22 protein-coding genes are annotated in these 25,109 nt (G+C 73.0%); 13 read left to right on the forward strand and 9 right to left on the reverse strand.

The window, feature by feature from the left end:
* From CCN51_RS32135 to CCN51_RS32150, 4 genes are all read left to right on the forward strand, one after another.
* Positions 1 to 670, forward strand: a 670-nt coding sequence (locus CCN51_RS32135; protein WP_143675946.1) for a glycosyltransferase, incomplete at its 5' end; no start/stop codon positions are given.
* A gap of 53 nt (positions 671 to 723) precedes the next feature.
* Positions 724 to 1,992 carry a glycosyltransferase gene (locus tag CCN51_RS32140; protein WP_078610854.1) on the forward strand — a complete coding sequence of 423 codons (1,269 nt, stop codon included), beginning with the start codon at positions 724 to 726 and terminating at the stop codon, positions 1,990 to 1,992.
* A 169-nt stretch (positions 1,993 to 2,161) separates the two neighbouring features.
* Complete coding sequence (locus CCN51_RS32145) at positions 2,162 to 3,424, forward strand: SGNH/GDSL hydrolase family protein (protein ID WP_078610323.1); 1,263 nt, start codon at positions 2,162 to 2,164, stop codon at positions 3,422 to 3,424.
* Entirely contained in the window at positions 3,421 to 7,032 is a 3,612-nt protein-coding gene (locus CCN51_RS32150; RefSeq protein WP_014173669.1) for a hydantoinase B/oxoprolinase family protein, read from the forward strand. Before CCN51_RS32145 ends, CCN51_RS32150 begins: the two co-directional genes overlap by 4 nt.
* A 141-nt stretch (positions 7,033 to 7,173) precedes the next feature.
* Here the strand turns inward: CCN51_RS32150 and CCN51_RS32155 are convergent, their stop codons facing one another.
* Both CCN51_RS32155 and CCN51_RS32160 read right to left on the reverse strand, forming a co-directional pair.
* Positions 7,174 to 8,109, reverse strand: coding sequence for a S1 family peptidase (locus CCN51_RS32155; RefSeq protein ID WP_014173668.1), 936 nt, complete (start codon positions 8,107 to 8,109; stop codon positions 7,174 to 7,176).
* Between the two features lie 219 nt (positions 8,110 to 8,328).
* Positions 8,329 to 8,835, reverse strand: coding sequence for a mycothiol transferase (locus tag CCN51_RS32160; protein WP_014173667.1), 507 nt, complete (start codon positions 8,833 to 8,835; stop codon positions 8,329 to 8,331).
* A gap of 247 nt (positions 8,836 to 9,082) precedes the next feature.
* Between CCN51_RS32160 and CCN51_RS32165 the strand changes: the two genes are divergently transcribed.
* Positions 9,083 to 10,498, forward strand: a complete 1,416-nt coding sequence (locus tag CCN51_RS32165) for a S1 family peptidase (RefSeq protein WP_014173666.1) — start codon at positions 9,083 to 9,085, stop codon at positions 10,496 to 10,498.
* Positions 10,499 to 10,583: 85 nt separating this feature from the next.
* Here CCN51_RS32165 and CCN51_RS32170 read toward each other — a convergent pair whose 3' ends face one another.
* Genes CCN51_RS32170 through CCN51_RS32180 form a run of 3 tightly spaced genes read right to left on the reverse strand, consistent with a single transcriptional unit; the run spans position 10,584 to position 13,485 of the window.
* Positions 10,584 to 10,871, reverse strand: a complete 288-nt coding sequence (locus tag CCN51_RS32170) for a DUF1876 domain-containing protein (RefSeq protein WP_014173665.1) — start codon at positions 10,869 to 10,871, stop codon at positions 10,584 to 10,586.
* A gap of 22 nt (positions 10,872 to 10,893) precedes the next feature.
* Positions 10,894 to 12,291 carry a nicotinate phosphoribosyltransferase gene (locus CCN51_RS32175; protein ID WP_014173664.1) on the reverse strand — a complete coding sequence of 466 codons (1,398 nt, stop codon included), beginning with the start codon at positions 12,289 to 12,291 and terminating at the stop codon, positions 10,894 to 10,896.
* Positions 12,292 to 12,336: 45 nt separating this feature from the next.
* Positions 12,337 to 13,485, reverse strand: a complete 1,149-nt coding sequence (locus tag CCN51_RS32180; RefSeq protein WP_014173663.1) for an acyltransferase family protein — start codon at positions 13,483 to 13,485, stop codon at positions 12,337 to 12,339.
* 262 nt (positions 13,486 to 13,747) lie between these two features.
* Between CCN51_RS32180 and CCN51_RS32185 the strand changes: the two genes are divergently transcribed.
* Positions 13,748 to 14,653, forward strand: a complete 906-nt coding sequence (locus CCN51_RS32185; RefSeq protein ID WP_043486155.1) for an endonuclease/exonuclease/phosphatase family protein — start codon at positions 13,748 to 13,750, stop codon at positions 14,651 to 14,653.
* Here the strand turns inward: CCN51_RS32185 and CCN51_RS32190 are convergent.
* On the reverse strand, positions 14,650 to 15,531 hold the full coding sequence (locus CCN51_RS32190; RefSeq protein ID WP_014173661.1) for a LysR family transcriptional regulator: 882 nt from the start codon (positions 15,529 to 15,531) through the stop codon (positions 14,650 to 14,652). The genes CCN51_RS32185 and CCN51_RS32190 overlap by 4 nt on opposite strands.
* Positions 15,532 to 15,658: 127 nt before the next feature.
* Here CCN51_RS32190 and CCN51_RS32195 point away from each other — a divergent pair, with 127 nt between their 5' ends.
* From CCN51_RS32195 to CCN51_RS32205, 3 genes are read left to right on the forward strand one after another with little or no spacing between them, the layout of a single operon-like run.
* Complete coding sequence (locus tag CCN51_RS32195) at positions 15,659 to 16,027, forward strand: YybH family protein (protein WP_014173660.1); 369 nt, start codon at positions 15,659 to 15,661, stop codon at positions 16,025 to 16,027.
* A 2-nt stretch (positions 16,028 to 16,029) separates the two neighbouring features.
* Complete coding sequence (locus CCN51_RS32200) at positions 16,030 to 17,169, forward strand: flavin-dependent oxidoreductase (RefSeq protein WP_043486151.1); 1,140 nt, start codon at positions 16,030 to 16,032, stop codon at positions 17,167 to 17,169.
* Positions 17,170 to 17,179: 10 nt separating this feature from the next.
* On the forward strand, positions 17,180 to 17,866 hold the full coding sequence (locus CCN51_RS32205) for an alpha/beta fold hydrolase (RefSeq protein WP_014173658.1): 687 nt from the start codon (positions 17,180 to 17,182) through the stop codon (positions 17,864 to 17,866).
* On the opposite strand, the gene CCN51_RS32210 is transcribed toward CCN51_RS32205, so the two are convergent.
* Positions 17,857 to 18,903 carry a hypothetical protein gene (locus tag CCN51_RS32210; protein ID WP_043486148.1) on the reverse strand — a complete coding sequence of 349 codons (1,047 nt, stop codon included), beginning with the start codon at positions 18,901 to 18,903 and terminating at the stop codon, positions 17,857 to 17,859. The genes CCN51_RS32205 and CCN51_RS32210 overlap by 10 nt on opposite strands.
* Positions 18,904 to 19,034: 131 nt before the next feature.
* Positions 19,035 to 19,985 (reverse strand): MEDS domain-containing protein, encoded by a 951-nt coding sequence (locus CCN51_RS32215; protein WP_014173656.1) that lies wholly within the window; start codon positions 19,983 to 19,985, stop codon positions 19,035 to 19,037.
* Positions 19,986 to 20,216: 231 nt separating this feature from the next.
* On the opposite strand from CCN51_RS32215, the gene CCN51_RS32220 reads away from it, so the two are divergent.
* From CCN51_RS32220 to CCN51_RS32235, 4 genes are all read left to right on the forward strand, one after another.
* The gene (locus CCN51_RS32220) at positions 20,217 to 21,098 is read left to right on the forward strand and encodes an alpha/beta fold hydrolase (RefSeq protein WP_014173655.1); all 882 of its coding nucleotides are present in this window, start codon (positions 20,217 to 20,219) and stop codon (positions 21,096 to 21,098) included.
* A gap of 175 nt (positions 21,099 to 21,273) precedes the next feature.
* The gene (locus tag CCN51_RS32225; protein ID WP_014173654.1) at positions 21,274 to 21,597 is read left to right on the forward strand and encodes a hypothetical protein; all 324 of its coding nucleotides are present in this window, start codon (positions 21,274 to 21,276) and stop codon (positions 21,595 to 21,597) included.
* A gap of 54 nt (positions 21,598 to 21,651) precedes the next feature.
* A complete protein-coding gene (locus CCN51_RS32230; protein WP_014173653.1) occupies positions 21,652 to 22,482 on the forward strand; it encodes an SAM-dependent methyltransferase in 831 nt (276 codons plus the stop codon).
* A 49-nt stretch (positions 22,483 to 22,531) separates the two neighbouring features.
* Positions 22,532 to 23,062, forward strand: a complete 531-nt coding sequence (locus CCN51_RS32235; RefSeq protein ID WP_405381216.1) for a hypothetical protein — start codon at positions 22,532 to 22,534, stop codon at positions 23,060 to 23,062.
* Positions 23,063 to 23,131: 69 nt separating this feature from the next.
* Here CCN51_RS32235 and CCN51_RS32240 read toward each other — a convergent pair.
* A partial coding sequence (locus CCN51_RS32240; protein WP_086860396.1) for an ATP-binding protein occupies positions 23,132 to 25,109 on the reverse strand: 1,978 nt, incomplete at its 5' end.

A 25,109-nucleotide genomic window follows, 5' to 3' on the forward strand; every position in this document is an offset into this window, starting at 1 on the left:
CGCCCCGTCCACCGCCGCCGCCCACGACCTCGACGACCACGGCGTGCCGCGGGTGCGGCTGTGGGCGCGCGGCGTCGACACCGAACGCTTCACCCCCGAGCGCCGCGACACCGAGCTGCGCCGCACCCTCGCCCCCGGCGGTGAGCTGATCGTCGGCTACGTCGGCCGGCTCGCCCCCGAGAAGAACGTCGAGCTCCTGGCCCCCGTCTGCGCGCTCCCCGGCGTCCGGGTGGTCATCGTCGGGGACGGCCCCAGCGAGCCGGGGCTGCGCGCCGCGCTGCCCGGGGCCCGCTTCCTGGGGCGCCGCACCGGCAACGACCTCGCCCGGGTCTTCGCGTCCCTGGACGTCTTCGCGCACACCGGCCCGCAGGAGACCTTCTGCCAGACGGTGCAGGAGGCCCAGGCCAGCGGCGTCCCCGTGATCGCCCCCGCGGCAGGCGGCCCCCTCGACCTGGTCGACCACGGCCGCACCGGCCTGCTGGTGCCGCCCCTCGACGGGACCGCGATCGCCGACGCCGTCTCCCTCCTCGCGGCCGACCCCCGGCTGCGCTCCGCGCTCGGCGGTGCGGGGCACGAGGCGGTCCAGGGCCGCACCTGGGAGGCGGTCGGCGACCAGCTGATAGATCACTACACCGAGGTGCTCGCGGCCCGTACGGCGGTGGCAGCGTGAGTGCGGCGCCGCCGAGGGTGGGCGCACCGGACCACGAGGCGAACGGCGTGCGCATGCCCCTGCGGATCGTTCGGCTCGCCAACTTCATCACCCCCTCCTCCGGCGGGCTGCGTACCGCGCTGCGCGAGCTCGGCGCGGGCTACCGGGCGGCCGGGCACGAGCCGGTCCTGGTCGTGCCGGGCGCCCACGCCTCGGACGAGCTGACCCCCCAGGGGAGGGTGATCACCGTCCCGGGGCCCGAGGTGCCCGGCACGGGCGGCTACCGCGTGCTGACCGACCGCCGACGCCTGGCCCGGCTGCTGGACGGGCTCGCACCCGACCGGCTCGAGGTGTCAGACCGGACCACCCTGAGGTGGACGGGGGAGTGGGCCCGCCGCGCCCGCGTGCCCTCCGTGATGGTCTCCCACGAGAGCGCCGACGGCGTGCTGCGCACCTGGGGCGTCCCCGAGGCCGCCGCCCGACGGGCCGCCGACGGGCTGAACCGGCGTACCGCGCGGGCGTATTCGCGCATCGTCTGCACCACGGAGTGGGCGGCGCGCGAGTTTGTACGGATCGGCGCGCGCAATGTCGTGCGCGCCCCCTTGGGCGTCGACCTGGACCACTTCCACCCGGCCCTCCGCGACCCGGCGCTGCGCGACCGGCACCGGGACGGGGCCGCGGTGCTTCTGGTGATGTGCTCGCGCCTGTCGCCCGAGAAGCGGCCCGGCCGCGCGCTCGACGCGCTCGCCGAGCTGGGCCGGCGGGGCGTCGTCGCGGCGCTCGTGGTCGCGGGCGACGGCCCGCTGCGGCCCCGCCTCGAGGCCCGCGCCCGCGAGGAGGGGCTTCCGGCCACGTTCCTGGGCCACGTCGCCGACCGGGGCGCGCTCGCCGCGCTCCAGGCCGGCGCGGACGTCGTGCTCGCCCCGGGGCCCGCGGAGACCTTCGGGCTGGCCGCTTTGGAGGCGCTGGCGTGCGGTACGCCCGTCGTCGTCAGCGAACTGTCCGCCCTCCCGGCCATCGTCGGCCCCGCGGGTGCGACGGCGGCCGACCACGGCGCCGCGTTCGCGGACGCCGTCGAGCACCTTCTGTCCCGCCCCGAGCCCACCCGCCGCGCGACGGCCCGCGCCCGCGCGGAGCGCTACAGCTGGCCGGAGGCGGTGGCCGCGTTCCTCGCGGCCCACGACGCGCTGCCTGTGCATGATCCGTCGCCGGTTCGTGGTGGGTTGGTCGTCGGCGGCGATGTCCCCGCTCGTGACGGCCGTAACGGTGACGCCGCCTCCCCGGAGCAGGGGGCGCATGCGGACGGTCTGCCCGTCGGCCCGGCCGCCAGGGCCGCGCGATGAGCGCGGTTCGGCCTTCGACCGTCGGCGGCGTTGATGCTGTCCGGGCGATCTCCGCGCGTCCTCTGCGTCGGCTACGGCTACGGCACCCCCAGCGACCGCTGGGGGTGCCCGCCGGGCCGCGGCACCGTGGAGCCTCGTCGGCGGGGCCGTGCCGGGTGGGGCGGCGGCCATGAGCGCGGTGTGCGGCCCGGGCGCCCCGGTACCGGCGGATCCGGCCGGGCAGGAAGGCCGGGAGGTCCCGTCGGACGGCGTCGTCGTGGCGGCACCCACCGCCGCGCGGCGAATAGTCGGCCGGCGGCCGGGCGAGGAGACGGCCGAGCAGGGCGGCCGGGACGGTGAACCATGCGGCCTGATCGTGCGCCCGCTTCCGGCGTGCCCTCCGCGGCCGTCGGTTGGGGCCGCCACGGCCGTCGTCGCGGAGTTCGACGCCGCGTCCGCCGCTGGGGTGCGCGCCCCGGACGACCCGAGCGGCCACCCAGCCGCACAGCCGCCGCGGCCCCCGGACCAGCCCGCCGCCGACCGCCCACCGCACATCCTGCGCTTCGCCGCGCTCGGCGACTCGCTGAGCGAAGGGATGGGGGACCCCGCGCCCGACGGCGGGTGGCGCGGCTGGGCCGTGCACCTGGCGGGCGGGCTCGCGCCCCTACCGGGGGCCGTGGAGCTCGTCAACGTCTCCCGAAGCGGCGCGCTCTCCACCGACCTCGTCGACGGGCAGCTGGCCGCCGCCCGTACCGCCCGACCGCATCTCGCCTCGGTCGTGGCCGGCGCGAACGACACCCTCCGGGCCGCGTTCGACATCCGGCGGGTCGCCGAGGCGCTTGACACGGTCATCGGCACGCTGCGCGCCGACGGCGCCGTGGTGCTCACCGCGTGTCTCCCCGACCCCGGCCGGATGCTGGGGCTGCCGGCGCCCCTCGCCCGGCCCCTGGCCCGCCGGATGCGCGCCGTGAACACCGTCGTGCACACGCTGTCCCGGCGGTACGAGGCCGTGCACGTACACCTCGCGGACCACTCCTGGGTCGAGGAGCGGGCGGCGTGGAGCGTGGACCGGCTGCATCCGAGCGAGCTCGGACACCGTTTGCTGGCGCGGGAGTTCCACGCCGCTCTCACCGTACGCGGGCTGGCCACCGGCCGGCCGCCCGCCGAGGCGCTTGACGGCCCACCGCCCTCGCTGCTCTCCGGCGCCTGGTGGATGGCGACACGCGGCACCCGCTGGGTCGCCGACCGCTGCACCGATCTGCTGCCGGACCTGCTCAAGCTGGCGGCGCTCGAATGCCGCCACGCCGTACTGGGCACCGGCCATCGGCTCGACGCCCGGGACCGCCTGGAGACCCGCGCCGCCCTCGCGGCGATCACCCCCGAACGGACCGCCCACCGACCCCATGACACCGACCACGCCATCCAGGCAAATGGGGCGACAATGGCGGGGTGACGACAGGGCGCTGGGAGTTCTGGATCGACCGCGGCGGGACCTTCACGGACGTCGTGGGCAAGCGCCCCGACGGCCGCCTGGTGGCCCGTAAGCTGCTCTCGCACCACCCCGAGCGATACCGGGACGCGGCCGTCGCCGGTATCCGGCTGACGCTGGGACTCGCCCCCGACGAGCCCATCCCGGCCGACCGCGTCGCCGTCGTCAAGATGGGTACCACCGTCGCCACCAACGCCCTGCTGGAGCGCACGGGCGAGCCGACCGTCCTGGTTGTGACCGAAGGCTTCCGGGACGCACTGCGCATCGCGTACCAGAACCGTCCGCGCCTGTTCGACCGCCGGATCCTGCTGCCGGAGGCGCTGTACGACCGGGTCGTCGAGGTGCCCGAGCGGGTGGACGCCCACGGTGGCGTGGTGCGTGAACTGGACCTGGACGCCACCGCACACGCGCTGCGCGCCGCGCACCGGGACGGCTTCCGCAGCGCCGCCGTCGTGCTGGTGCACGGCTACCGCCACGCCGCGCATGAGCAGGCGGTCGGGGCGCTGGCCCGCGAGCTGGGCTTCACGCAGGTCAGCTGTTCACACGAGGTGAGTCCGCTGATGAAACTGGTGTCCCGCGGCGACACCACCGTCGTCGACGCGTATCTCTCCCCGATCCTGCGCCGCTATGTCGAGGACGTGGCCGCCGAGCTGCGCGGCATCCGGCTGATGTTCATGCAGTCCAACGGCGGGCTGCGCGAGGCCTCGCACTTCCGGGGCAAGGACGCGGTGCTGTCCGGGCCCGCGGGCGGGGTGGTCGGCATGGTCCGCGCCTCCGGCGAGGCGGGCCATCACCGGGTCATCGGCTTCGACATGGGCGGCACCTCGACCGATGTGTCCCACTACGCGGGCGAGTTCGAGCGGGTCTTCGGCACCGAGGTGGCGGGGGTGCGGATGCGCGCCCCGATGATGAACATCCACACCGTCGCGGCGGGCGGCGGCTCGGTGCTCCACTTCGACGGGCGGCGCTACCGCGTCGGGCCCGACTCCGCCGGGGCCGTCCCGGGCCCGGCCTGCTACCGGCGAGGTGGCCCGCTGACCGTGACCGATGCGAACGTGATGCTGGGCCGTGTCCAGCCCGGCCACTTTCCGGCGGTCTTCGGCCCCCACGGCGATCAGCCCCTGGACGCGGGGACGGTGCGGACCCGCTTCGCCGCGCTCACCGGCCGGATCGCGGAGGCGACGGGCGACCGGCGCGGACCGGAGGAGGCCGCGACCGGTTTCCTGGACATCGCGGTGCTGGGCATGGCCAACGCCGTCAAGAAGATCTCCGTGCAGCGCGGCCACGACATCACCCGCTACGCGCTCACCAGCTTCGGCGGCGCGGGCGGCCAGCACGCATGCGCGGTCGCCGACGCCCTCGGCGTGACCACCGTGATCGTGCCGCCGCTCGCGGGCGTGCTCTCCGCGTACGGCATCGGCGTGGCCGACGCCACCGCCATGCGCGAACAGGCCGTGGAGACGGAGCTGAGCGAGGCCGGCCTGGCGCGGGTGCGTGAGACCTGCGCGAGGCTGGAGACGCGGACACGCGCCGAGCTGCGCGCGGACGGCGTCCCCGAGGAGACCGTGACCACCTCGGCCCGGGTCCATCTGCGGTACGCGGGAACCGACTCCGCCATCCCCGTCCCCCTGGACACCGCCGAGACGATGGCCGAGGAGTTCGTACGGGCGCACCGCGCGCGCTACGCCTTCACCATGGACAAGCCGCTCGTGGCCGAGGCAGTGTCGGTCGAGGCCGTCGGCGCGGCGGGCCCCACCGCGCCCACGGGCGGGTACGCGGACGGGCAGCCGGGCCGTGCAGGCGGGCGCCCGGCGGCGACCGTGCGGATGTTCACCGAGGGCGTGTGGCGGGACACCCTGCTGTACGAGCGCGCCGAGCTGCGCCCCGGGGACGCCGTCACCGGCCCGGCCATCATCGCCGAGGCGGACGCCACCACCGTCGTCGACCCCGGATGGCGGGCCGCCGTCGGCGAGCGCGGCCATCTGCTGCTCACCCGGGTGCGGCCGCGCCCGCGCACTGTGGCGGTCGGCACCGAGGTCGACCCGGTGATGCTGGAGGTGTTCAACAGCCTCTTCATGGCGATCGCCGAACAGATGGGCCTGCGCCTGGAGAACACCGCCCACTCCGTGAACATCAAGGAGCGGCTGGACTTCTCCTGCGCCCTCTTCGACGCCCAGGGAAACCTGATCGCCAACGCCCCGCACATCCCCGTGCACCTCGGATCCATGGGCGAGTCCATCAAGGAGGTGCTGCGGCGCAACGGGGACGCGATGCGGCCGGGCGATGTGTACGCCATCAACGACCCGTACCACGGCGGCACCCATCTGCCCGACGTCACCGTCGTCACCCCCGTCTTCGACGAGCAGGGGGCGGAGCTGCTGTTCCTCGTCGCCTCGCGCGGCCACCACGCCGAGATCGGCGGCATCACCCCCGGTTCCATGCCCGCCTTCAGCCGCCGGATCGAGGAGGAGGGCGTGCTCTTCGACAACTGGCTGCTGGTACGGGACGGCCGGCTGCGCGAGCGCGAGACCCGCGAGCTGCTGACCTCCGGCCCGTATCCATCGCGCGCCCCCGACGCCAACCTCGCCGATCTGCGGGCCCAGATCGCCGCCAACGAGAAGGGCATCCATGAACTGCGGCGGATGATCGGGCAGTTCGGCTTGGACGTCGTACACGCCTATATGGGCCATGTGCAGGACAACGCCGAGGAGTCCGTGCGCCGCATCGTCGGGCGTCTCAAGGACGGCTCGTACCGCTACGAGACGGACAGCGGCGCGGTCATCGAGGTGGCCCTGCGGGTGGACCGCGCGGCGCGTGGGGCCGTACTGGACTTCACCGGCACCTCACCGCAGCAGCCGGGCAACGCCAACGCGCCGAGCTCGGTGGTGATGGCGGCGGTGCTCTATGTCTTCCGGACGCTGGTGGCCGAGGACATCCCGCTCAACAGCGGCTGCCTCAAGCCCCTGGAAGTCCGTATCCCCGAGGGCTCGATGCTCGCGCCCGCCTTCCCGGCCGCCACGGTCGCGGGCAACGTGGAGACCTCACAGGCCGTCACCGGCGCGCTGTACGCGGCGCTGGCGGTGCAGGCCGAGGGCTCCGGCACGATGAACAACGTGACCTTCGGCAATGACCGTGTGCAGTACTACGAGACCGTGGCCAGCGGCTCCGGCGCCGGGGACGGCTTCGACGGCGCGGACGCCGTGCAGACCCATATGACCAACTCCCGGCTGACCGACCCCGAGGTCCTGGAGTGGCGCTACCCGGTGCGCGTGGACGCCTTTGAAGTGCGGCGCGGCAGCGGCGGCCGCGGCCGCTGGCGCGGTGGCGACGGCGTCACCCGGCGCATCCGGTTCCTGGAGCCGATGACCGTGGCGCTGCTGACCGGCCATCGGCGGGTGCCTCCGTACGGCATGGCGGGCGGCGAGCCGGGCGCGTGCGGCGCGAATCTGATCGAGCGCGCCGACGGCTCGGTGGACCGGCTCGGCGGCTGCGACGCGGCCGAGGTCGGGGCGGGGGACATGCTCGTCGTCCACACGCCGGGAGGCGGCGGCTACGGGCCGCCGGGCGGCTGAAGCGCGGTCGGCGGCCCTGGACGGTGTGCGACGAGTGCCTGGAGTACGCGGTGAACATCGGCGCCGAGCGGCGGCCGTCGAACGGGCTGACCGGCCGCCCGGGAGGGGCGGCCGGCCGTGGGCGCGGGATGGGCGGGCGCTCTAGGGAATGGCCGCCCCGTGGTTGTTGAGCGCTTCGACCACCGGCTGGTAGTACGTGACGCCGCCGGTCTGGCAGTTGCCGGAGCCGCCGGAGGTCAGGCCGATGGCGGTGTTGCCGGAGAAGAGCGGCCCGCCGCTGTCCCCGGGCTCGGCGCACACATTGGTCCTGATCATCTGGTAGACGACATTGCCGTTGCCGTAGTTGACCGTGTAGTTGAGCCCGGTGACGGTGCCGCCATGCAGGCCCGTGGTGCTGCCGCTGCGCTGGACGAGCATGCCCACGAATGCGTTGCCGGCCCCGGTGATGGCGCGGTAGGTGCCGTTGTAGAGGTACACGTTGCTGGGGTGCGGCAACAGCGGGTTGGTGTACGAGACGTAGCCGTAGTCGTTGACCGGGAAGCTGGAGTAGGCCGTCGGGCCGATGGGCACGCCGAGCCGGGCGGACCAGTTCGGATAGCCGTTGGTGCAGTGACCGGCGGTCAGGATGTAGTACGAGGTGCCGATGTGCACATTGAACCCTGCCGAGCAGCGGAAGCCGTTGGACGAGTAGATCGGGTCCCCGCCGGAGAGCAGCTGGGTGATTCTGCCCTGGGTGCGCTGGATGTGCAGGGCGCCGCTGCGCGGGCCCGCCGCCTGTTTGAGCGTGGCGAGCTCGGAGGACGAGACGGTCCTGTCGACGTCGACGCGGACCGAGCCGCTGTCCTCGTCGACGGCCCATGCGGTGCCGCCGACGTCCGCGGCCAGGATCGCGTCGCTCGCCGCTTTGAGCTCCGAGGCGCTGTACGTCTGCGCGGGGTCCGCGGCAGCGGCCCCCGGCGCGAGCAGCGCGAATACGGCGGCCAGGCCCGCTATGAGGGCCGCCGTCCGCAGGCGTGCCGCCGCGCGGGCGGGGCGGCTCGCCGGGCCGCTTCTGTGGAGCGGGTGCTTGATCCTCACGACTGTCCTCCTGATGCCGGGGGAGAGGAGGTCCGCGCCACGGCCGGTGTCCCGTGGTGGCGCGGGCTCAGCGGGTGAATCCCTGCTGGCAACAGTGATGTCGGTATTCGCCCGGTACAAGGGTTGTTGGGCGGTACCGAGGGGTTGTGAGGAGTGTCCCGGTCGCGGTGATCGCACCCGCACCCCGGCGCACGCGCCGCCGCGTCGCCCCCTCGCGCGCTACCGCCGCCGCAGCACGCCGCGGATGAAGGCCGCCTGCCCGGCGTGCTGCAGATCGTCGGAGATGACGCTCACCAGCCGGACGCCCAGCGTCACCGGCGGGGTCCACGCCTCGTCCACGACGGCGGCCAGATCGGCGTCGCGCAGGCCCCGGACGTAGTCGATCGTGCGCTCGTGGACGGCGTCGTAGTACCCGAGAAGCAACGTCGGGGGCACCCGGAGGGCGGCCACATCCTTGGCCCGGTGGCCGTAGCCCGTCGCCGCCGCCGGGAACGGCAGCTCGAACCGCTCGTACCAGCCCTGCTCGGTCCAGACCTCTTCGGCCGCCGCGACCTCGGAGACATGGTCGTCCTGAACCCGTGTCAGGTGCCACACCAACCAGGCGACGCTGTTGGCCTTGTCGTCGAGGCGGGCGGCCAGCTGGTCCACCGTCAGCCCCTTCACCGCTTCGTGAACCGTCTCCTGAACGCGGCCGAAGGCGTCGGCCAGGACATCTGCGCTGTTCATTCTCACGATCGTAGGCCGCCCGCCCGCCAGGCGCGGGAGCGACAGGCGCGCCTGAGCACGTGTTTTCCCGTAGCGAAGGCCGCGAGCGCGCGCCGACGATCAACACCGAATTCCCGGATTTCAGGCCCACTTGACGTCTCGGCTGAGCGGAACGGCGCCGCGGTCCGTATGGAAGGGAAGGCTATGCCGTCCCGGCCCCGGCGGCCGGGGCGGCGCCGTGCTGGAACGACGTTAAGGAGGCAGGGTGGTGGGACACACGCGGCGCAGGGCGCACCGTGTCGCACGCCTCGTGGCCATCGGGGCTGTGGTGTGCGGCGGCGTGATGGTCTCTCAGGCCGCGGCGGACGGATCGCCCGCCAACGGGTCCGGCGGCGATCCCACCCGGGCCCTGGAGGCGAGAGACACCCGGGACGCCCAGCTGGCCAGGACCCTGGTCGACAAGCTCGGGACCTCCCGTACGGCGGGCAGCTGGATCGGCTCCGACGGGCGGGCGGTGGTCGCGGTGACCGACGCGGAGGCGGCGGACCAGGTCAACCAGGCGGGCGCGCGGGCCAAGCAGGTGCGCTACAGCATGCGGCAGCTGCGCTCGGCGACCGAGACGCTGCGGGAGGCGCCCCGGGTGGCCGGGACCGCGTGGGCGGTGGACGCTATGTCCAACGAGGTGGTGGTGCTCGGCGACAGCAGCGTCTCCGCCGACCAGTGGTCACGGATGAGGGGCGTCGCGTCGGCGATCGGCGGCGAGGTGCGCATGGAGCGGACCGCCGGCTCCTTCACCACCCGGACCCTGGGCGCCGAGCCGATCTTCACCCAGGGCGGGCGCTGCTCGGCCGGTTTCAACGTCACCAACGGCCAGGCCGGGTTCATCCTGACCGCGGGCCACTGCGGTCCGAACGGCACCGCGTGGTTCGCGGACACGCAGGGGAACACCACCGTCGGCACGACGGTCAGAAGCGACTTCCCCGGCAGCGACTTCTCCTTGGTGCAGTACCAGAACACCTCCCTGGACCAGAGCAGCGTGCTGAACATCGGGAACGGGCAGACCGTGCGGATCACCGGTGCCGCCGACCCGGTCGTCGGCCAGAAGGTGTTCCGCAGCGGCAGCACCTCGGGGCTGCGCACCGGCTCGGTGACCGCGCTGAACGCGACGGTGAACTACCCCGAGGGCACCGTCAGCGGGCTCATCCAGACCGATGTGTGCGCCGAGCCGGGCGACAGCGGGGGCCCGCTCTTCGCCCAGAACGTGGCGCTCGGGGTGACCTCAGGCGGCACCGGCGACTGCACCAGCGGAGGCGTGACCTTCTTCCAGCCGGTGACCAAGGCGCTGACCGCCCTCGGCGTGTCCCTCCCGAACGCCCCGGCGAGCGACGGGGAGGCGGCGGGTACGGCGTCCACCGCCCCGAACAACGGCTCGGACCCGGCCGCCCAGGGCGCGGCGGGCGGACCGGGTGGTGCAGGCGGTGCGGGTGGTCAGGGCGGCCAGGTGAGCCCGATCATCCCGGGCACCCAGGGCGACACCTCGTCGCTCGCCGGTGTCGTCGCGTACGCACAGAGCTTCGGCCCCGGGCTGGCGCTCATCGGCGCTGGACTCCTCGGCTTCTTGGCCACGCTGCTCATCCGGCCGGGCCGTCGCGGGTACCGGGGCTACTCCACGCGATGGGGGTGAGGCCCCGTTGCGGGCCGCTGCGTGCCGGGCGGCCCGTCCCTGTGACGGTGCGGGGCACCCCGGCGCGGCTGCCCCGCACCGCCGCTCACAGGGCCCACCCCGGCGCGGGACGGACCCGTGGCCGGTGCGTGGCGATCTCGCCCTCGATGTCCCGCTCCGCGGCGATCAGCAGCTGTTCGCCCAGGTCGTGCATGGCGCGCCCGGCCGCGAGCTCGTCGCCGATCTCCGGCACCTCGTGGTCGTCGGGGCTGCACCGGGCGACGCCCCGGCCGGTGAACGAGGTTTCCTCTGTGTCGAGCACCACGCGCGCCTTGGTCGTTCCCTGGTCCTCGTAGAGGTAGAGGTGAACCTTCCACTCCACTGTCTGCGGCATGGCCGACTCCTCACCTGATGTCTCATCTGATGGTGGTCCGGTGTGATCCGGACGCGGCTTGTTCGGGGCTTTCCGCCTGCGCGACGGCGGCGAGCTCGCGGTCGATGCGGCCGCGCACCTCCTCGGCGAGCGCGGCCAGGCGCTCGGAGAAGACGGGCCGCTGGGCGGCGGGGGCGCGGATCCGGCGGGCCGGGTGTGGGAGGTCCGCCAGGTCGGCGAGGAACCGCTGGTGGCTCTCCGCCAGGGTGGCGCGTTCGCGGGTGCGCTCGCCGCCGTGCATCACCGTCTCCAGGACCGGCCGGCCGTACGGGGCGGGATCCTCGTCCGCGAGGCCGATCACATCCGGCTGCCCGGCGCGGCGGAAGATCTGCTTGGGGCCGGGGGCCGTGACCTTCGCCGCGGAGAGCTTCATCACCGGCCGCCCGTCGTACGCGACCAGCTTGTAGGCCGAGTCCAGGTACGGGGCGTCGGCGGAGACCCCGACTCGGGTGCCGACCGCGTAGATGTCGATGGGCGCCGCGGAGCGCACCAGATCCTCCACGGCGTACTCGTCGAGACCGCCGCTGACGACGATCCGTACCTCCTCCAGACCGGCGGCGTCGAGGATGCCGCGTGCCTGCCGGGCCAGGAAGCCGAGGTCCCCGCTGTCGAGCCGGATGGCCGAGCCCGGGACCCGGGCGCCCCCATCCAGGTCTCGCAGCACGCGCGCCGCCGTGCGGACTCCCGACTCGGTGTCGTACGTGTCCACCAGCAGCGTCATCGGTCCGGGGTGGGCCCGGGCGAAGGCCCGGAAGGCCGCCTCCTCCGAGTCGAAGGCCTCCACGAACGAGTGGGCCATCGTGCCCACCGCGGGGATCCCCTCGGCGCGGGCGGCCGCCACATTGCTCGTTCCGGCGAATCCGACCACTGCGCCGAGCCGCGCCGCGTGGTAACCGGCCTCGGGCCCATGGGTGCGGCGCAGCGAGAAGTCCACCACGGGCCGCCCCGCCGCCGCGAGGATGCATCGGGCGGCCTTCGAGGCGATCGCCGTCTGATGGTTGAGCCGGTTGAGCAGATATGTCTCGACCAGCTGGGCCTCGGGCATCGGCGCGGTGACCTCCAGCAGGGGCTCCCCGGCTAGTACGACCCGGCCCTCGGGCACCGCCCGCACCTGGCCGGTGAACGCGAGGCCGAGCAGCGGGCGCAGTTCGTCGACCGGCCGCCCGAGTACCGCGGCGAAGTCCTCGACGTCCTCGGGGCCGACACGGAAGTCGGAGAGGAAGTCCAGTGCGGACTCCAGGCCCGCGTCGACCAGAAAGCCGCGGTCGGGTGGCAGATCCCGGACGAAGAGGCTGAAAGTGGCCGGGCCGATCATCCCCTCGCGCAGATAGGACATCGCCATCGTGACCTCGTAGAGGTCGGTGGTGGTCGCTTCGGACATCGTCGGCACCTCCTCAGTGCCCGTTTCACGCGGATATCACCCACTCTAGTGAGTGTCTTGCGCTGTTTTGATGTGTTGCGTCTTGTTTGCTGTGCTCTTGGCGGCGTTCTGGGTGGCACCCTTGTTCCCGAGCTGGAAGGCCCAGGTCATCCGGGGTTCGACCAGGGGGCGGAAGACGCGCCGTACGGGAGCGGTGCACAGCAAGGTGATCATGGCGATCGCGGCGGCCGTGACCGTCAGTTCGCCGACGGGCGTGTGCAGCCACGGATGGTCGTACCAGCGCCAGAAGCGGGACGACTTGATCACAAAGCCGTGCAGCAGATAGCCGTACATCGTCCCCGTGCCGAGCGCGGTGATCCACAGCTGCCGCCCCGGCACCCAGGCCAGGAAGGCGGCCGTCAGCAGCAGCGCCAGCGCGAACAGCGCGGGTGTGGTGAACACCCCGGCCCACTCCGGCGCCCCCCGGCCCGCCACGCTTCCGCGGTGGTAGAACCACCCCGCGTCGATCCGCGGCGCCAGCGCGTACGCGGCGACCAGCGCACCGACGCCGACCGGCAGCGCGGCCAGCCGGCCCCGCCGGGTGCGCAGCCGCGTGAAGTGCTCCGGCCGCAGCTTCAGCCCCAGAACGAAGCAGGGCAGAAACGCCAGCACCCGCTGCAGGGCGAGATCGCCGCCCACCTCCGGTGAGACCGAGCCGAGCACGGCCAGGGCCAGCGCGATCGGCACCGGGTGGCGCAGGGCCAGCCACAGCGGTGTGGTGAGCCGCCAGATGAACAGCGCGACCAGGAACCACATCACATACCAGGGGTCGAGCAGGCTGATCGGATAGCCCGGGTCGTCCTGCGCCCAGCGGTAGAAGAGGGTGTACGCCACCTCGAAGACGATGTACGGCACGGCGACCCCCGTGAGGAGCCGCCGCACCCGCCCGGGCCCGAGGTCGAAACCGCGCGAGAAATACCCGGATATCAGCGCGAAGGCCGGCATATGGAAGGCGTACACCGTGAGATACACCGCGGTGACGGCCCGGCTTCCGTAGGTGAGCGGTTCCCAGGCATGGCCGCAGGCCACCAGCACGATGGTGAGGTACTTCGCGTTGTCGAAGTACGGGTCGCGCACGCGGCTCCGGGCCCCTCCCTCCCCGGGCGGAGCGGCGGCCGGCTGCGCTTGTGCGAGCGTGGGGGTGTCCTGCTGCACTGAGTCTCCTGGCACCTTTTGGTCGAGTCGTTTGATCGAAACGTCATCGGACCCGAGGGCGCCTGCCCTGGCTCGGCATCCTCCATGACAGATCACCGCGAGGAATTCGCCATGGGGAATTCACCACGAGGAGAGGTGTGACGGGTGGCCCGGAGGCAATCCGCGGGTAGTCCTACGTTTCAAAGCACGGTCACCGCAGGTCACTTCGCCCACACCGCGAGGCCCGAGACTTGAGGCCATCGCCGGACCTTACGGAGGAGCCATGCCCGCACCTGTGTTCAGCCGTCGCCATGGCATGCGCGCCGCGGCCGCCGCGGCCGTCGCCATGCCGCTCGCCGCCCAATCCGGGGGCGCCGCCGAGGCGGCCGACTCCGGCCCGGAGCGCGACGCGCGGCTGCGCGTCATGACCTTCAACCTCCGCTTCGCCTCCGACACCGAGCCCAACTCCTGGGCGCAGCGCCGCCCCGCCATGCGGGAGTTGCTGCGCCGCGAGGCGCCCCAACTGCTGGGCACCCAGGAGGGGTTGTACGGCCAGCTGCGCGATATCGCCCACGACCTCGGACCGCGCTACGACTGGCTCGGCACGGGAAGAGCGGGCGGCAGCCGTGATGAGTTCATGGCCGTCTTCTACGACACCAATCGGCTCGAACCGCTTGAGTACGACCACTTCTGGCTGTCCGACACCCCGTATGTGATCGGATCCAACACCTGGGGCGGGGCGGTGGTCCGTATGGTCACCTGGGTCCGCTTCCATGATCTGCGCACCGGCGGGCAGTTCTACGCCCTCAACACCCACCTCGACCACCGCAGCCAGCCCGCCCGCGAGCGCGCCGCCGCCCTGATCACCGAACGGCTCGGCGGCCTCGACGCGGCCCTTCCCCGTATCGTCACCGGCGACTTCAACGTCGCCGCCCATGGCAACCCGGTCTATGACGCGATGCTGGGCGGCGGCACCCTCGTCGACTCCTGGGACGCCGCCGAGCGGCGCAGCGCGCAGTACGCGACCTTCCACGGCTACCGGCCGCTGGTCCCGGACGGCGACCGGATCGACTGGATCCTCACCTCGCCGACCGTGCACACCCACTACGCCGCCATCAACCCCTACTCCCGGGACGGCCAGTTCCCCAGCGACCACCTGCCGGTGCAGGCGGTCATGCAGCTGCCCTAAGCCTGCCCGATGAGTCGCCGCGCGCGCCCGATGAGGGCGCGCGCGGCGGGGCTGACAGGACCCTCGGCGCGCCAGGCGAACGCGAGGGCGCCACGCAGCGCGGGGCGGGTGATGGTGAGGGCGCGCAGGTCCTCGCGCCGCCGCACGACGCCCGAGGGCACGATCGCGATGCCCAGGCCGCGCGCCGCCAGTTCGGCGAGCACCGCGGGGGTGCCGGCCTCGAAGGCGATATGCGGGGTGAATCCGGCCGCGGCGCAGGCCTCGTCGAGCAGTGAGCGGATGCCCGCGCCCCGGGGCAGGGCGATCAGCACCCGGCCGCGCAGGGCGTCGAGCGGGATCGTCGACCGCTGGGCCAGTTCATGGTCCCGGCTGACCGCCGCGACGATAGTGTCCTGAGTGACGATGTGGAGCTCGAGGCCCGGTGGCGGTGTGGTGCCGTAGGCGATGATGGCCGCGTCCAGCCGGCCGCCGCGCAGCGCGTCGACGAGCCCGTCGGAGCTGTCCGTGGTGAGCGTGATCTCCACGGCCGGGTGGTCCTCGTGGAACTCGGCCAGCAGTGTGGGCAGATCGACATTGTGGGAGGTCACCGTGCCGATGGCGACATGCCCGCGGACCAGCCCGGTCAGCTCCTCCACGGCCAGCCGCACCCCGGACACCGCCGAGAGCGCGGCCCGCGCGTAGGGGAGGACCGCCGCGCCCACCTCGGTCGGCCGCACCGAGCGCCCCGAGCGGTCGAGCAGTTCCTGCCCGAGCTCGTGCTCAAGGCGTTTGATCTGCGCGCTGACACCCGGCTGGGCCACATGAAGCCGCTCCGCCGCCCTGGTGAAGTTGGCCTCCTCCACCACGGCCACGAAGTATTCGAGCTGCCGGAGTTCCATAACGCCGATGCTATAACGATTGCTTCTGGTGAGCAGCACAACCAGCTCTTGGACTTCTAGATCGCGCGGCCGCAGAGTGGAGGTGTCAGCAAGAGAAAGACGCGACAGCGACAGAGCAGGAGCAGCCATGACCGACCGGACCACCGCGCGCGAGCGCGCCACCGAGCCCGAAGACCTCACCCGCCTGTTCGTGGAGCGGGCCAACGCCGGCGACGTCGAAGGCCTCGCCGAGCTGTACGAACCCGACGCCGTCCTCGCCTTCCCGCCGGGGTCCCAGACGGTCGGCCGCGAGGCGATCCGGGAGGTGTTCGAGCAGATGCTGGCGCAGGCGCCGCACTTCGAACCGGAACCGGCGCTGCCGACCGTCCGCAACGGCGACCTCGCCGTCACCTCGACCCGGCCGGCCGACAACACCGGCGGGCGGGTCCAGGTCGTACGGCGGCAGCCCGACGGCAGCTGGCTGCGGATCATCGACCGCCCCGAGATCAGGGACTGACCGTGCGGGTGCTGATCGCCGGGGCCGGGATCGGCGGGCTGACCGCCGCGCTGACCCTGCACGCCGCGGGGTTCGAGGCCACCGTGATCGAGGCCGTGCGCGAGCTGCGCCCTCTGGGCCTGGGCATCAATCTGCTGCCGCACGCCGTGGGGGAGCTGACGGCGCTCGGCCTCGGCGACGACCTCGCCCGGATCTCGGTCGCCACCGCCGAGAACGTGTACTGCGACCAGTCCGGGAAGGTGCTCTTCACCGAGGAGCGCGGTCTCGCCGGGGGCTACCGGTGGCCGCAGTACTCCGTGCACCGCGGCCGGCTGCAGTCGCTGCTGCTGGCCGCCGTACACGACCGGCTCGGCCCGCACGCCGTACGCACCGGCACCCGGCTGCTGGACTTCGAGCAGGACGCCGACGCGGTCCGGGTCCGGGTGCCCGGGGCCGAGATCGAAGCGGCGGCCCTGGTCGGCGCGGACGGTCTGCACTCGGCGGTGCGCGCGCGGCTGCATCCGGACCAGGGCCCGCTGCTGTGGTCGGGGGTACGGATGTGGCGCGGGGCGGCCGAGGCCCGGCCGTTCCTCGGTGGCCGCTCGTCGGTGATCGCACGCGGCGCGGGCAACGTCGAACTGGTCGCCTACCCGATCGGCCCGTCCTTGATCAACTGGGTGGCCCTGGTGCCGGTGGCCGAGCCGGGGCCACTGCCCGGCGACGCCAACTGGAACACCCCGGGCCGGGCCGAGGAGGTGTTGGAGCACTTCGGCTCCTGGGACCTGGGCCGGCTCGACCTACCCGCGCTGATCGGCAACAGCCCGACGATCCTCGAATACCCGATGGTCGACCGCGACCCCCTGCCGACCTGGGGCGAGGGGCGGGTCACCCTGCTCGGCGACGCCGCGCACCCCATGTACCCGGTCGGGGCCAACGGGGCGTCGCAGGCCATCGTCGACGCCCGGGTGCTGGCCGAGCAACTGGCTTTGGACTTTCCCCGGGGCCTGGCCGCCTATGAGAAGGCGCGCCGGGAGGCCACCGCCGCGGTCGTCGCCGCCAACCGGGAGATGCAGCGCACGGGGGACGCCCGGTCCCCGGAAGAACTCGCGCGGATCACGGCGACCTACCGACGCGCCACCCGCGCCGACCACCACCAGCACTGAGGAGCACCACATGGCCACCTTCGTCCTCGTCCCCGGCGCCTGCCACGGCGGCTGGTGCTACGAGCGGCTCGACGAACAGCTGCGGCAGCACGGCCACCGCGTGCACGCCCTCACCCTCACCGGCTTCGGCGACCACGCGCGGCCGATGAGCGGCACGGTGAACCTCGACACCAACATCCAGGACGTGGTCGATGTGCTGACGGCCGAGTCCATCGAGGACGCGGTGCTGGTCGGGCACAGCTACGGCGGGATGGTGATCACCGGGGCCGCGGACCGGGTGCCGCAGCGGGTGGACTCCCTGGTGTACCTGGACGCCTTCGTGCCCGAGGACGGCGACTCCTGCTGGACGCTGGCCTCCGGTGAGCAGCGGGAGTGGTATCTGAGCGTGGGGGAGACCGGCTACGCCGTACCGCCCCTGCCGTTCTTCGACCCCCGCGCCACCGCTCATCCGCTCGCCTCGTGCCTCCAGCGGATCCGGCTGACCGGCGACCTCGGGCGCTTCCGGCGCCGGGACTATGTGTACGCCACGCTGTGGGACGGTACGTCGCCGTTCGCCCCCACCTATGAGCGGCTGCGCGAGGACCCTCGGTGGACGGTGCACGCCGTGGAGGGCCGGCACAACCTCATGCGGGACGCGCCGGACGAACTGCTGAAGATCCTCCTTGACGCGGCGCCGGAGCCGGATGTTCAGATGTGATGAGCCCCTCGCCGGGCGCCGCGCAGCCAGGCGTCGAGCAGCCGGGCGGCCGAGCCGCCGATCGGCCCGACGGCGTCCGCGAGGATGGCGGCATCGGGCAGGTGCGCCGCGTTCACGGCGGCGACTGCCGCACCCGCGTCGTCGATGGTGGCCGAGCAGACCGCCAGCAGATAGTCCGGCACGGTCAGTTCGGGGTCGGTGCAGCCCACCAGCGGTGTGCCGACGGCGGCGACCAGCGGGAACACCGTACCGGGGATGCCGATGGCCGCCTCGGCGCGCGCGGAAGCCGTGACCGACGGGACATCGCTGATCTCGTAGCGGTCCCACAGGCCGCGGTCCTCGCGCGGATGCAGACCGACCAGGATCCGCTTGCCCGCCGCGGCGAGCTTTTCCGCACCGGCCAGCAGCAGTTCCGTCCCCGGGGCCGCGTCTCCGGTGGCGTCCGGGTGTGTGACGCTGGTCAGGACGAGCACCAGACCGGGCTCCGGGTGGCGCGCCGGAAGGCCGTCGGTCTGCGGTGAACCGACCGCCCGGATCGGCCGCCGCGTCCCGAGGTACTGGGCGAACGCCCGCCCCTCGGCGGGCGAGGAGGCGGTCAACAGCCGCAGCCGCGGACGCAGCTCCCGGGCGCGGGGCGCCTCGACCGGCTTCTGGTAGGCCAGGGCGCTCGCGGCCAGCGGGAGCCGCCGCAGCCGGGCCGCGCAGTCCGCCGGCCAGTCCCCGGCCCCCGTGACGACGAGCAGATCCGCCTCCGGGGCGTCGGCCGGCGTGGCGACCGGGACCGGGTCTCCCGGGGTGATCTGGGTGTAGTCCGGTACCAGCTGGGTCAGTTGCCAGCCCCGCCGCGACACCTCCGCGAGCAACGGCTTGACGTGGTACGTACCCCAGGGCTCATTGGTGGCCACCAGGACCCGAAGCCGCCTGCTGTGCGCGGGCCCGGCGGCCACGGCGGCGTCCGCGCCGCCGAGCACCAGCCCCGCGGCTCCGCCCAAGACCCCGCCGAGCACGGCGCGGCGTGACACCTGAAGTCCGTTCATGACCGGCACAGTAGCGGCGTGGCCCGAGCGATCAAGGCGACGGCGTGTGAACACCTCCGGAACACGCGCCATCGCCCTCATCAGGTCGGGCCGGTCAAGACAGGCGCCGGTCAAGACAGGCGCAGGGGCGCTCAGATACGGGTGCGCAGCCTGATCACGGTGCCGTCCGTGTCGGTCTGCATCTGCACCACATCGCACAGCATGCGCACCCCCCACAGCCCGAACGCGGGCTCCGCGTCGGCCGGCGGGGTGAAGCCCCACAGCGCGTCCGGGTACCAGTGGCCGGGGCCGGAGATCTCGCTGACCAGGTCGCCGTTGTCGGTCCAGATCCGCAGGGCGGCGGGCGCCCTCCCGTGCCGGGCGGCGGTGGTGGCCACCTCGGCCACGGCGGCGACCATGTCCCGCAGTGCGTCCCCCGTCAGCCCATGGCGGCCGGCCCGCTCGGTGGTGAAGACGCGCAGGGAGTCCAGATCGGCCGTGTTGATCGGCATCGTCTCGGCCAGCCGAGGGGCGCGGGGGAGCGGCCGGCGGTCGCAGGTGGCGATGAACGGGCCCGGGGCGGTGTACTCCTCGCTCGTGCGCGGCCCGTGTCCGTCGATCATCTCGGGGTGGGTCTGCCGCGCGTAGTCAAGGATCTGGGGAGGCAGCGCCTGCTCGTCGTAGCAACAGATCACCCGCGCCCCGGAGTCACTGAACGCCGCATTGACGATGGACTCGTAGCGCGCCCACTCCAGAACCTCGAGCGGGGTGCGCCCCTGCCACACCGGCTCGGCGACCAGCCGGGCCCGGCGGGGCTTCTCGGCCTCGACATAGGCGTGGTACGCGGCGATGGTCCGCACCGGGTGCTGATACCAGTGGAGCGCGTCCTCGAACTGCACCGATGAGGCATCCTGGCCCAGGGCGTCGCGCAGCGCGTTGATATTCGACTTGGAGGCGACCACGGCGACCGCGTCGTCGGCTTCGAGACCGGCGCGCAGGAAAGGCACACCGACCGAGACCACCTCCTCCTCGTCGCGGTAGAGGAATCCACGGTGCACCATGGAGTCGCGGTGCTCCGCGACCCCACTGCTCTGGCCGGTCATAGGGCCTCCCTCGCGCTGCGCCGAAAAATCGCACACGGATCCGCGACTCGGAAGTCGGGACGGTGTGATGTGCAGTCTGCCACCCTCGCCCGTGTGCCGCACGGGGGCCCTCAACATCGAACAATGCCTGAACGCAACGGTGTTGCGCGATGCAGGGGCGCGGCACGAGGCTCGGCCGAGGAGTGGCGGCCGCACATGGACGTGACTTGGGGGGTGGCATAGCATCCCGGCGTGACACAGCTGAAGTACGTGAATGCCAATGGACTTGAGTTCGGCTATTTCGAAGCCGGCCCGGCTGACGCGCCGTTGGCGCTCTGCCTGCACGGCTTCCCCGACACCGCGCACACCTGGCGCCATCTGCTCCCCGCCCTCGGTGACGCGGGCTACCACGCCGTCGCCCCGTTCCTGAGGGGCTATGCGCCCACCGGCATTCCCGCCGACGGCGCGTACCAGGCCGGTGCGCTGGCCGCCGACGCCAACGCACTGCACGACGCGCTCGGCGGCGACGGCGACGCCGTGCTCATCGGACACGACTGGGGCGCGATCGCCACCTACGGCGCCACCGCCCACTCCCCGCAGCGCTGGCGGCGGGCGGTCACCATGGCCGTTCCCCCGCTGGGCGGGGTGCTGCCCGACTTCTTCGGCTTCGACTACGGCCAGTTCAAGCGCTCGTTCTACATCTTCCTGTTCCAGACGCCGCTGGCCGAGGCGGGGGCCGCGGCGCACGACATGGCGCTCATCGACGGCCTGTGGCGCGACTGGTCGCCGGGCTACCACCACGCCGAGCAGGACATCGCGCACGTCAAGGAGAGCCTGCGGGAGCCGGCCAATCTCGAGGCCGCCATCGGCTACTACCGCGCCCTGTTCGACCCCTCGCGCCACCTGGAGAAGTACGCCGCCGAGCAGGAGGCCGTCACCCGGACCGGCGAGCGGCCCACCCTCTACCTGCACGGCACGGCCGACGGATGCATCGGCGCCGACGTGGTCGGCAGCGCGAAGGACCACCTCCCGCCCGGTTCGCGCGTCGACCTGGTCGAGGGGGCGGGACACTTCCTGCACCTGGAGCGGCCCGAGGCCATCAACCGGGAGATCCTGGCCTGGCTGGCCGAGTGACGGCCTGACCAGCAGACTCAGCCCCGCCGCGGGACGCGGCGGCCACCCGTGCGGCGGATCCGGTATACCGGGTCCGCCGCACGGTTTACCGCCGCTATACCGCCGCTACCCCGCCCTCTTCGATGCTGGACACATCGCTACAGCCGCCCGGTAGGGATGCGTCTGGAGAGGGCCAGTGAACGTCGACGAGCAACGCCAACAGCACACCGAGCACGATGCCCTCTACGCCTGGAGCACATACCAGGTCTCCGGCGGAGTGGAAGGATCTGGCCCGAGCGGCACCTGCCGCGCGGAGAAGACCGCACGCGCCTGCCTCGAAGCGGCGCTACAGGCCTCGGCGGTCCACTCGGACGTCTACTCCTGGGGGCAGCTCAGCCGGGTGCGGGCGGATATCGATCTGCCCTTCCACCTGTGGTCCCGTGCCCCGGTCGCCTGGGCCGAGCCGGGGCCGCGGGAGACGGTCACCTGGCGGCCCGGTCCGGCGCCGCACGGACAGTGACACGTAACGGCATGCGGTGAGGCGGTGGCAGTGCTTGTGGCAGGGGAATTCGGGATGAACAGCAGCGGGGCCGGCATCGGGCTCAGGACACCGGGGATACGGCAGCACGCCGGACACGGCCACTATCGGGGGCGTGAGGCGAATCCGGCCCGGGTCTACAACTTTCTCGTCGGCGGCAAGGACAACTACCTCGCCGACTACGAGCAGGCCCAGCGTTTTCTGAAAGTGGCCCCCGAGGTCAGGGACACCGCGCTGTCCAACCGCCGATTCCTGGCCCGCGCGGTGAGCCAGGTGGCCGGTGACGGCATCACCCAGTTCCTGGACATCGGCGCGGGCCTGCCGGTGAGCCCGAATGTGCACGAGGTGGCGCAGGCGGTCAATCCACGGGCCCGGGTGGTCTACGTCGACAACGACCCGATCGCGGTGAGCCATGGACGGGCGCTGCTGGCCGGCTCCGGCACCACGACGATCAGGGCCGATCTGCGCACCCCCGAGCAGATCCTCGACCACGACGAGCTGTGCCGGCTGCTCGACCCCGCGCAGCCGGTGGCGATCGTGCTGGCATTCGTCCTCGACTACATCGACGACGCGGACAGCCCCTGGGGGCTCGTCGCCCGGCTCATGGACTGGGCCGCGCCGGGCAGCCGTCTGATCCTGTCCCATGTCACCGGCGACTTCACCCAGAACCCGTACCGGGACTGGTCCGGGTTCACCGGCCCCGTCGTGTCCGGGGCGCGCGACCGGTCACAGATCCTGGACTTCTTCACCGGGCTCGAGCTCCTCGACCCAGGGCTGGTGCAGCTGCCGCGGTGGCGGCCGGGCATCGGCGCCGAGCACGACCCGTCCCGGGTCTGGGCCTACGGGGGCGTCGGCCGCAAGCCGTAACCCCGAAAACATCTGGCCCGTACGGTGCGGTTATGGCAACGTGCCCGCCGTGACACACAGCGACCAGGGCTGGGACCGCGTGGTGACCTGGGCGTTCCGCGATCGGCGCGGCGGACCTCCGCCGACCGTGGCCAGCGCGCTCGAGATCACGGTGGACACCGAATACCTCGGCCGCGGGCTTTCCTACCGCATGCTGGAGGCGCTGCGCGCCACGGTCGCCCAGCAGGGCCACGACACGCTGCTGGCCCCGGTGCGCCCGACGGCCAAACACCTGCATCCGCACGTCCCCATGGCCGAGTACATCCGCGGACGGCGCGAGGACGGACTGCCGAGCGACCCCTGGCTGCGGGTGCACGTCAAGGCGGGTGGCACCATCGAGAAGGTCGCTCCGGCCTCGATGACGGTCAGCGGATCCCTGGCGCAGTGGCGGCGGTGGACCGGTCTGCCCTTCGACAGCGACGGCGACATCGAGGTGCCCCGCGGCCTGGTGCCGGTGCGCTGCGACACCACCCAGGACCGTGCGGTCTACGTCGAACCCAATGTGTGGGTCCGCCACGGCGCGCGAACCAAGCAGGTCTGAGCGAACCCCCGGCCGAGCGCCACCAGGCCTGAGGAACCCCCGCCGGGCGCGCGGGCCCGGAACCGGCTCTCAGCGCGGGCCAGGGCCGATCTGAAGCGTCATACAGGCGGGGAAGAGCCCGCTCCAGGTGTGCCCGCGCCAGCTCTCGTAGGTGCCCGGCCGCTTCCACACGGGCAGTGCCTGATCCAGGTGTGTCCGCCCCTCGGGGAACTTCCCCTGCTCCATGTACGTGATCCCCATCTCGTACAGGGCGAAGCCCTGGTGGTGGATGTTGCCCGTCCGCCGCGCGCCCTCCAGGCTCTCCCGGAAGCAGGTCAGGGCCTCCTCGGGGTGGCCGAGACCGCGGTGGGCACGGCCGAGGTTGCCCAGGCCGATCACCTCGGCCGCCGGGTCGCCGGTCTCCCGGGCCAGGGTCAGCTGGCGCTTCTGCACAACGATGGCCTCCTCGTGGAGCCCCAGCTCGCACAGCGCGTCGGCGAGGTTGCACAGGGTCCGCAGCTCGCCCTGGTGATGGCCCAGCTCACGCCAGATCTCCAGTGCCGACTCCAGACACTCCCGGACGTCGTCGTACGCGCGCTGCAGCCAGTGCGCGCCCGCGAGGTGGTCGAGCAACCACGCCTCGCTCTCCAGGTCGCCGAGGCGGCGGGCGGCCTGGATCGCCAGCTCGTTGACCGACTGCAGGTCCTGGGCGTGCGCCCGCGGATAGAGAAACCACTGCAGCGACTGCGCCAGCCGCACACCGAGGCGCGCGACCGGCTCCGGCCGCTCCACGGCGTACGCGACGGCGGCCAGCAGGTTGCGGAGTTCGGCCTTCAGCCAGGCGTCCGCCCCCGCGCTGTCGCCCAGTGGGACCACGGCGCCGTCGACGGCGTGCTCGGGCCGGGGACGGAGCGGATCGAGCAGGGTGACCGCCTGCTGGGCGGTGGCCAGGTAGCAGGACAGCCCGCGCGCCACGGCCGCCGACCGTTCGGCCTCGGAATCCTCCTGCTCCGCCCGCTCGGAGGCGAACAGCCTGAGCAGGTCGTGCATGTGATACCGGATCGAGTCGGGGCTCTCCAGGAGCTGCGCGTCGACCAGCCGCTCCAGCGCGCTCTCGGTCCGGCTCTCGCTCAGCCCCAGCAGTGCGGTGGCCACCGGCAGGCTCACATCCGGCCCGGGTAAGGCGCCCAGCAGCCGAAACGCCCGCGCGGCGTCCAGGTCGTCGGACCGCCGGCCCTCGCGGAAGCCGTCGTAGCTGACCTGGAAGCTGGTCCGGACGGCCAGGTCGCCGAAGCTCAGCTCGTCCAGCCGGCCGCGTACGTCGGTCAGCTTGGTCACCAGGGTGCGCAGCGGCCGGCCGGGGCGGGCGGCCAGCCGGGCCCCGGCGATCCGCAGCGCCAGCGGCAGACCGCCGCACAGCCGGGTGATGGCCTCGGCCTCCTCGGGCTCGGCCCGGACCCGCTCCGCGCCGACGATCCGCTCCAGCAGCGCCACGGCCTGGTCGCGGGGGAGGACGTCCAGGTGCAGATGGGTGGCGCCTTCGAGGGTGGTGAGCATTTCGCGGCTGGTGACCAGCGCGCTGCAGCCGGGCCCGGCGGGCAGCAGCGGGCGGACCTGCTCCACGGAGGCGGCGTTGTCCAGGATCACCAGCAGCCGTCGGCCCGCCGCCAGCGAACGGAACTGGGCCGATGCCTCGTCGGTGGAGCTGGGCACGCTGGAGCCGTCCACCCCGAGGGCGCGCAGAAACCGGCCGAGCACTTCACCGGGGTCCAGGGCCGTCAGCCCCGCGGTGGCGCCGTGCAGATCGACGTAGAGCTGGCCGTCGGGGAACCGGTCGGCGAGCTGATGCGCGGCGTGGATGACCAGGCTCGACTTGCCGACCCCGCCCGTACCGTCGATGGCCGCGATCACCACGGGCCGTCCGCCCACGCCCCCGTCGCCGCCATCGGCCGCGGCGGCCCCGGAGCTGTCGTGCTCCTCGATCAGGGTCCGGATCACGGCGATCTCGCCGTGGCGCCCGGTGAAGGCGGGGCTGGCAGGCGGCAGTTGGCGGGGGCCCCGGGGGGTG

This window comes from Streptomyces milbemycinicus (assembly GCF_002154605.1).
GTDB lineage: Bacteria > Actinomycetota > Actinomycetes > Streptomycetales > Streptomycetaceae > Streptomyces > Streptomyces milbemycinicus.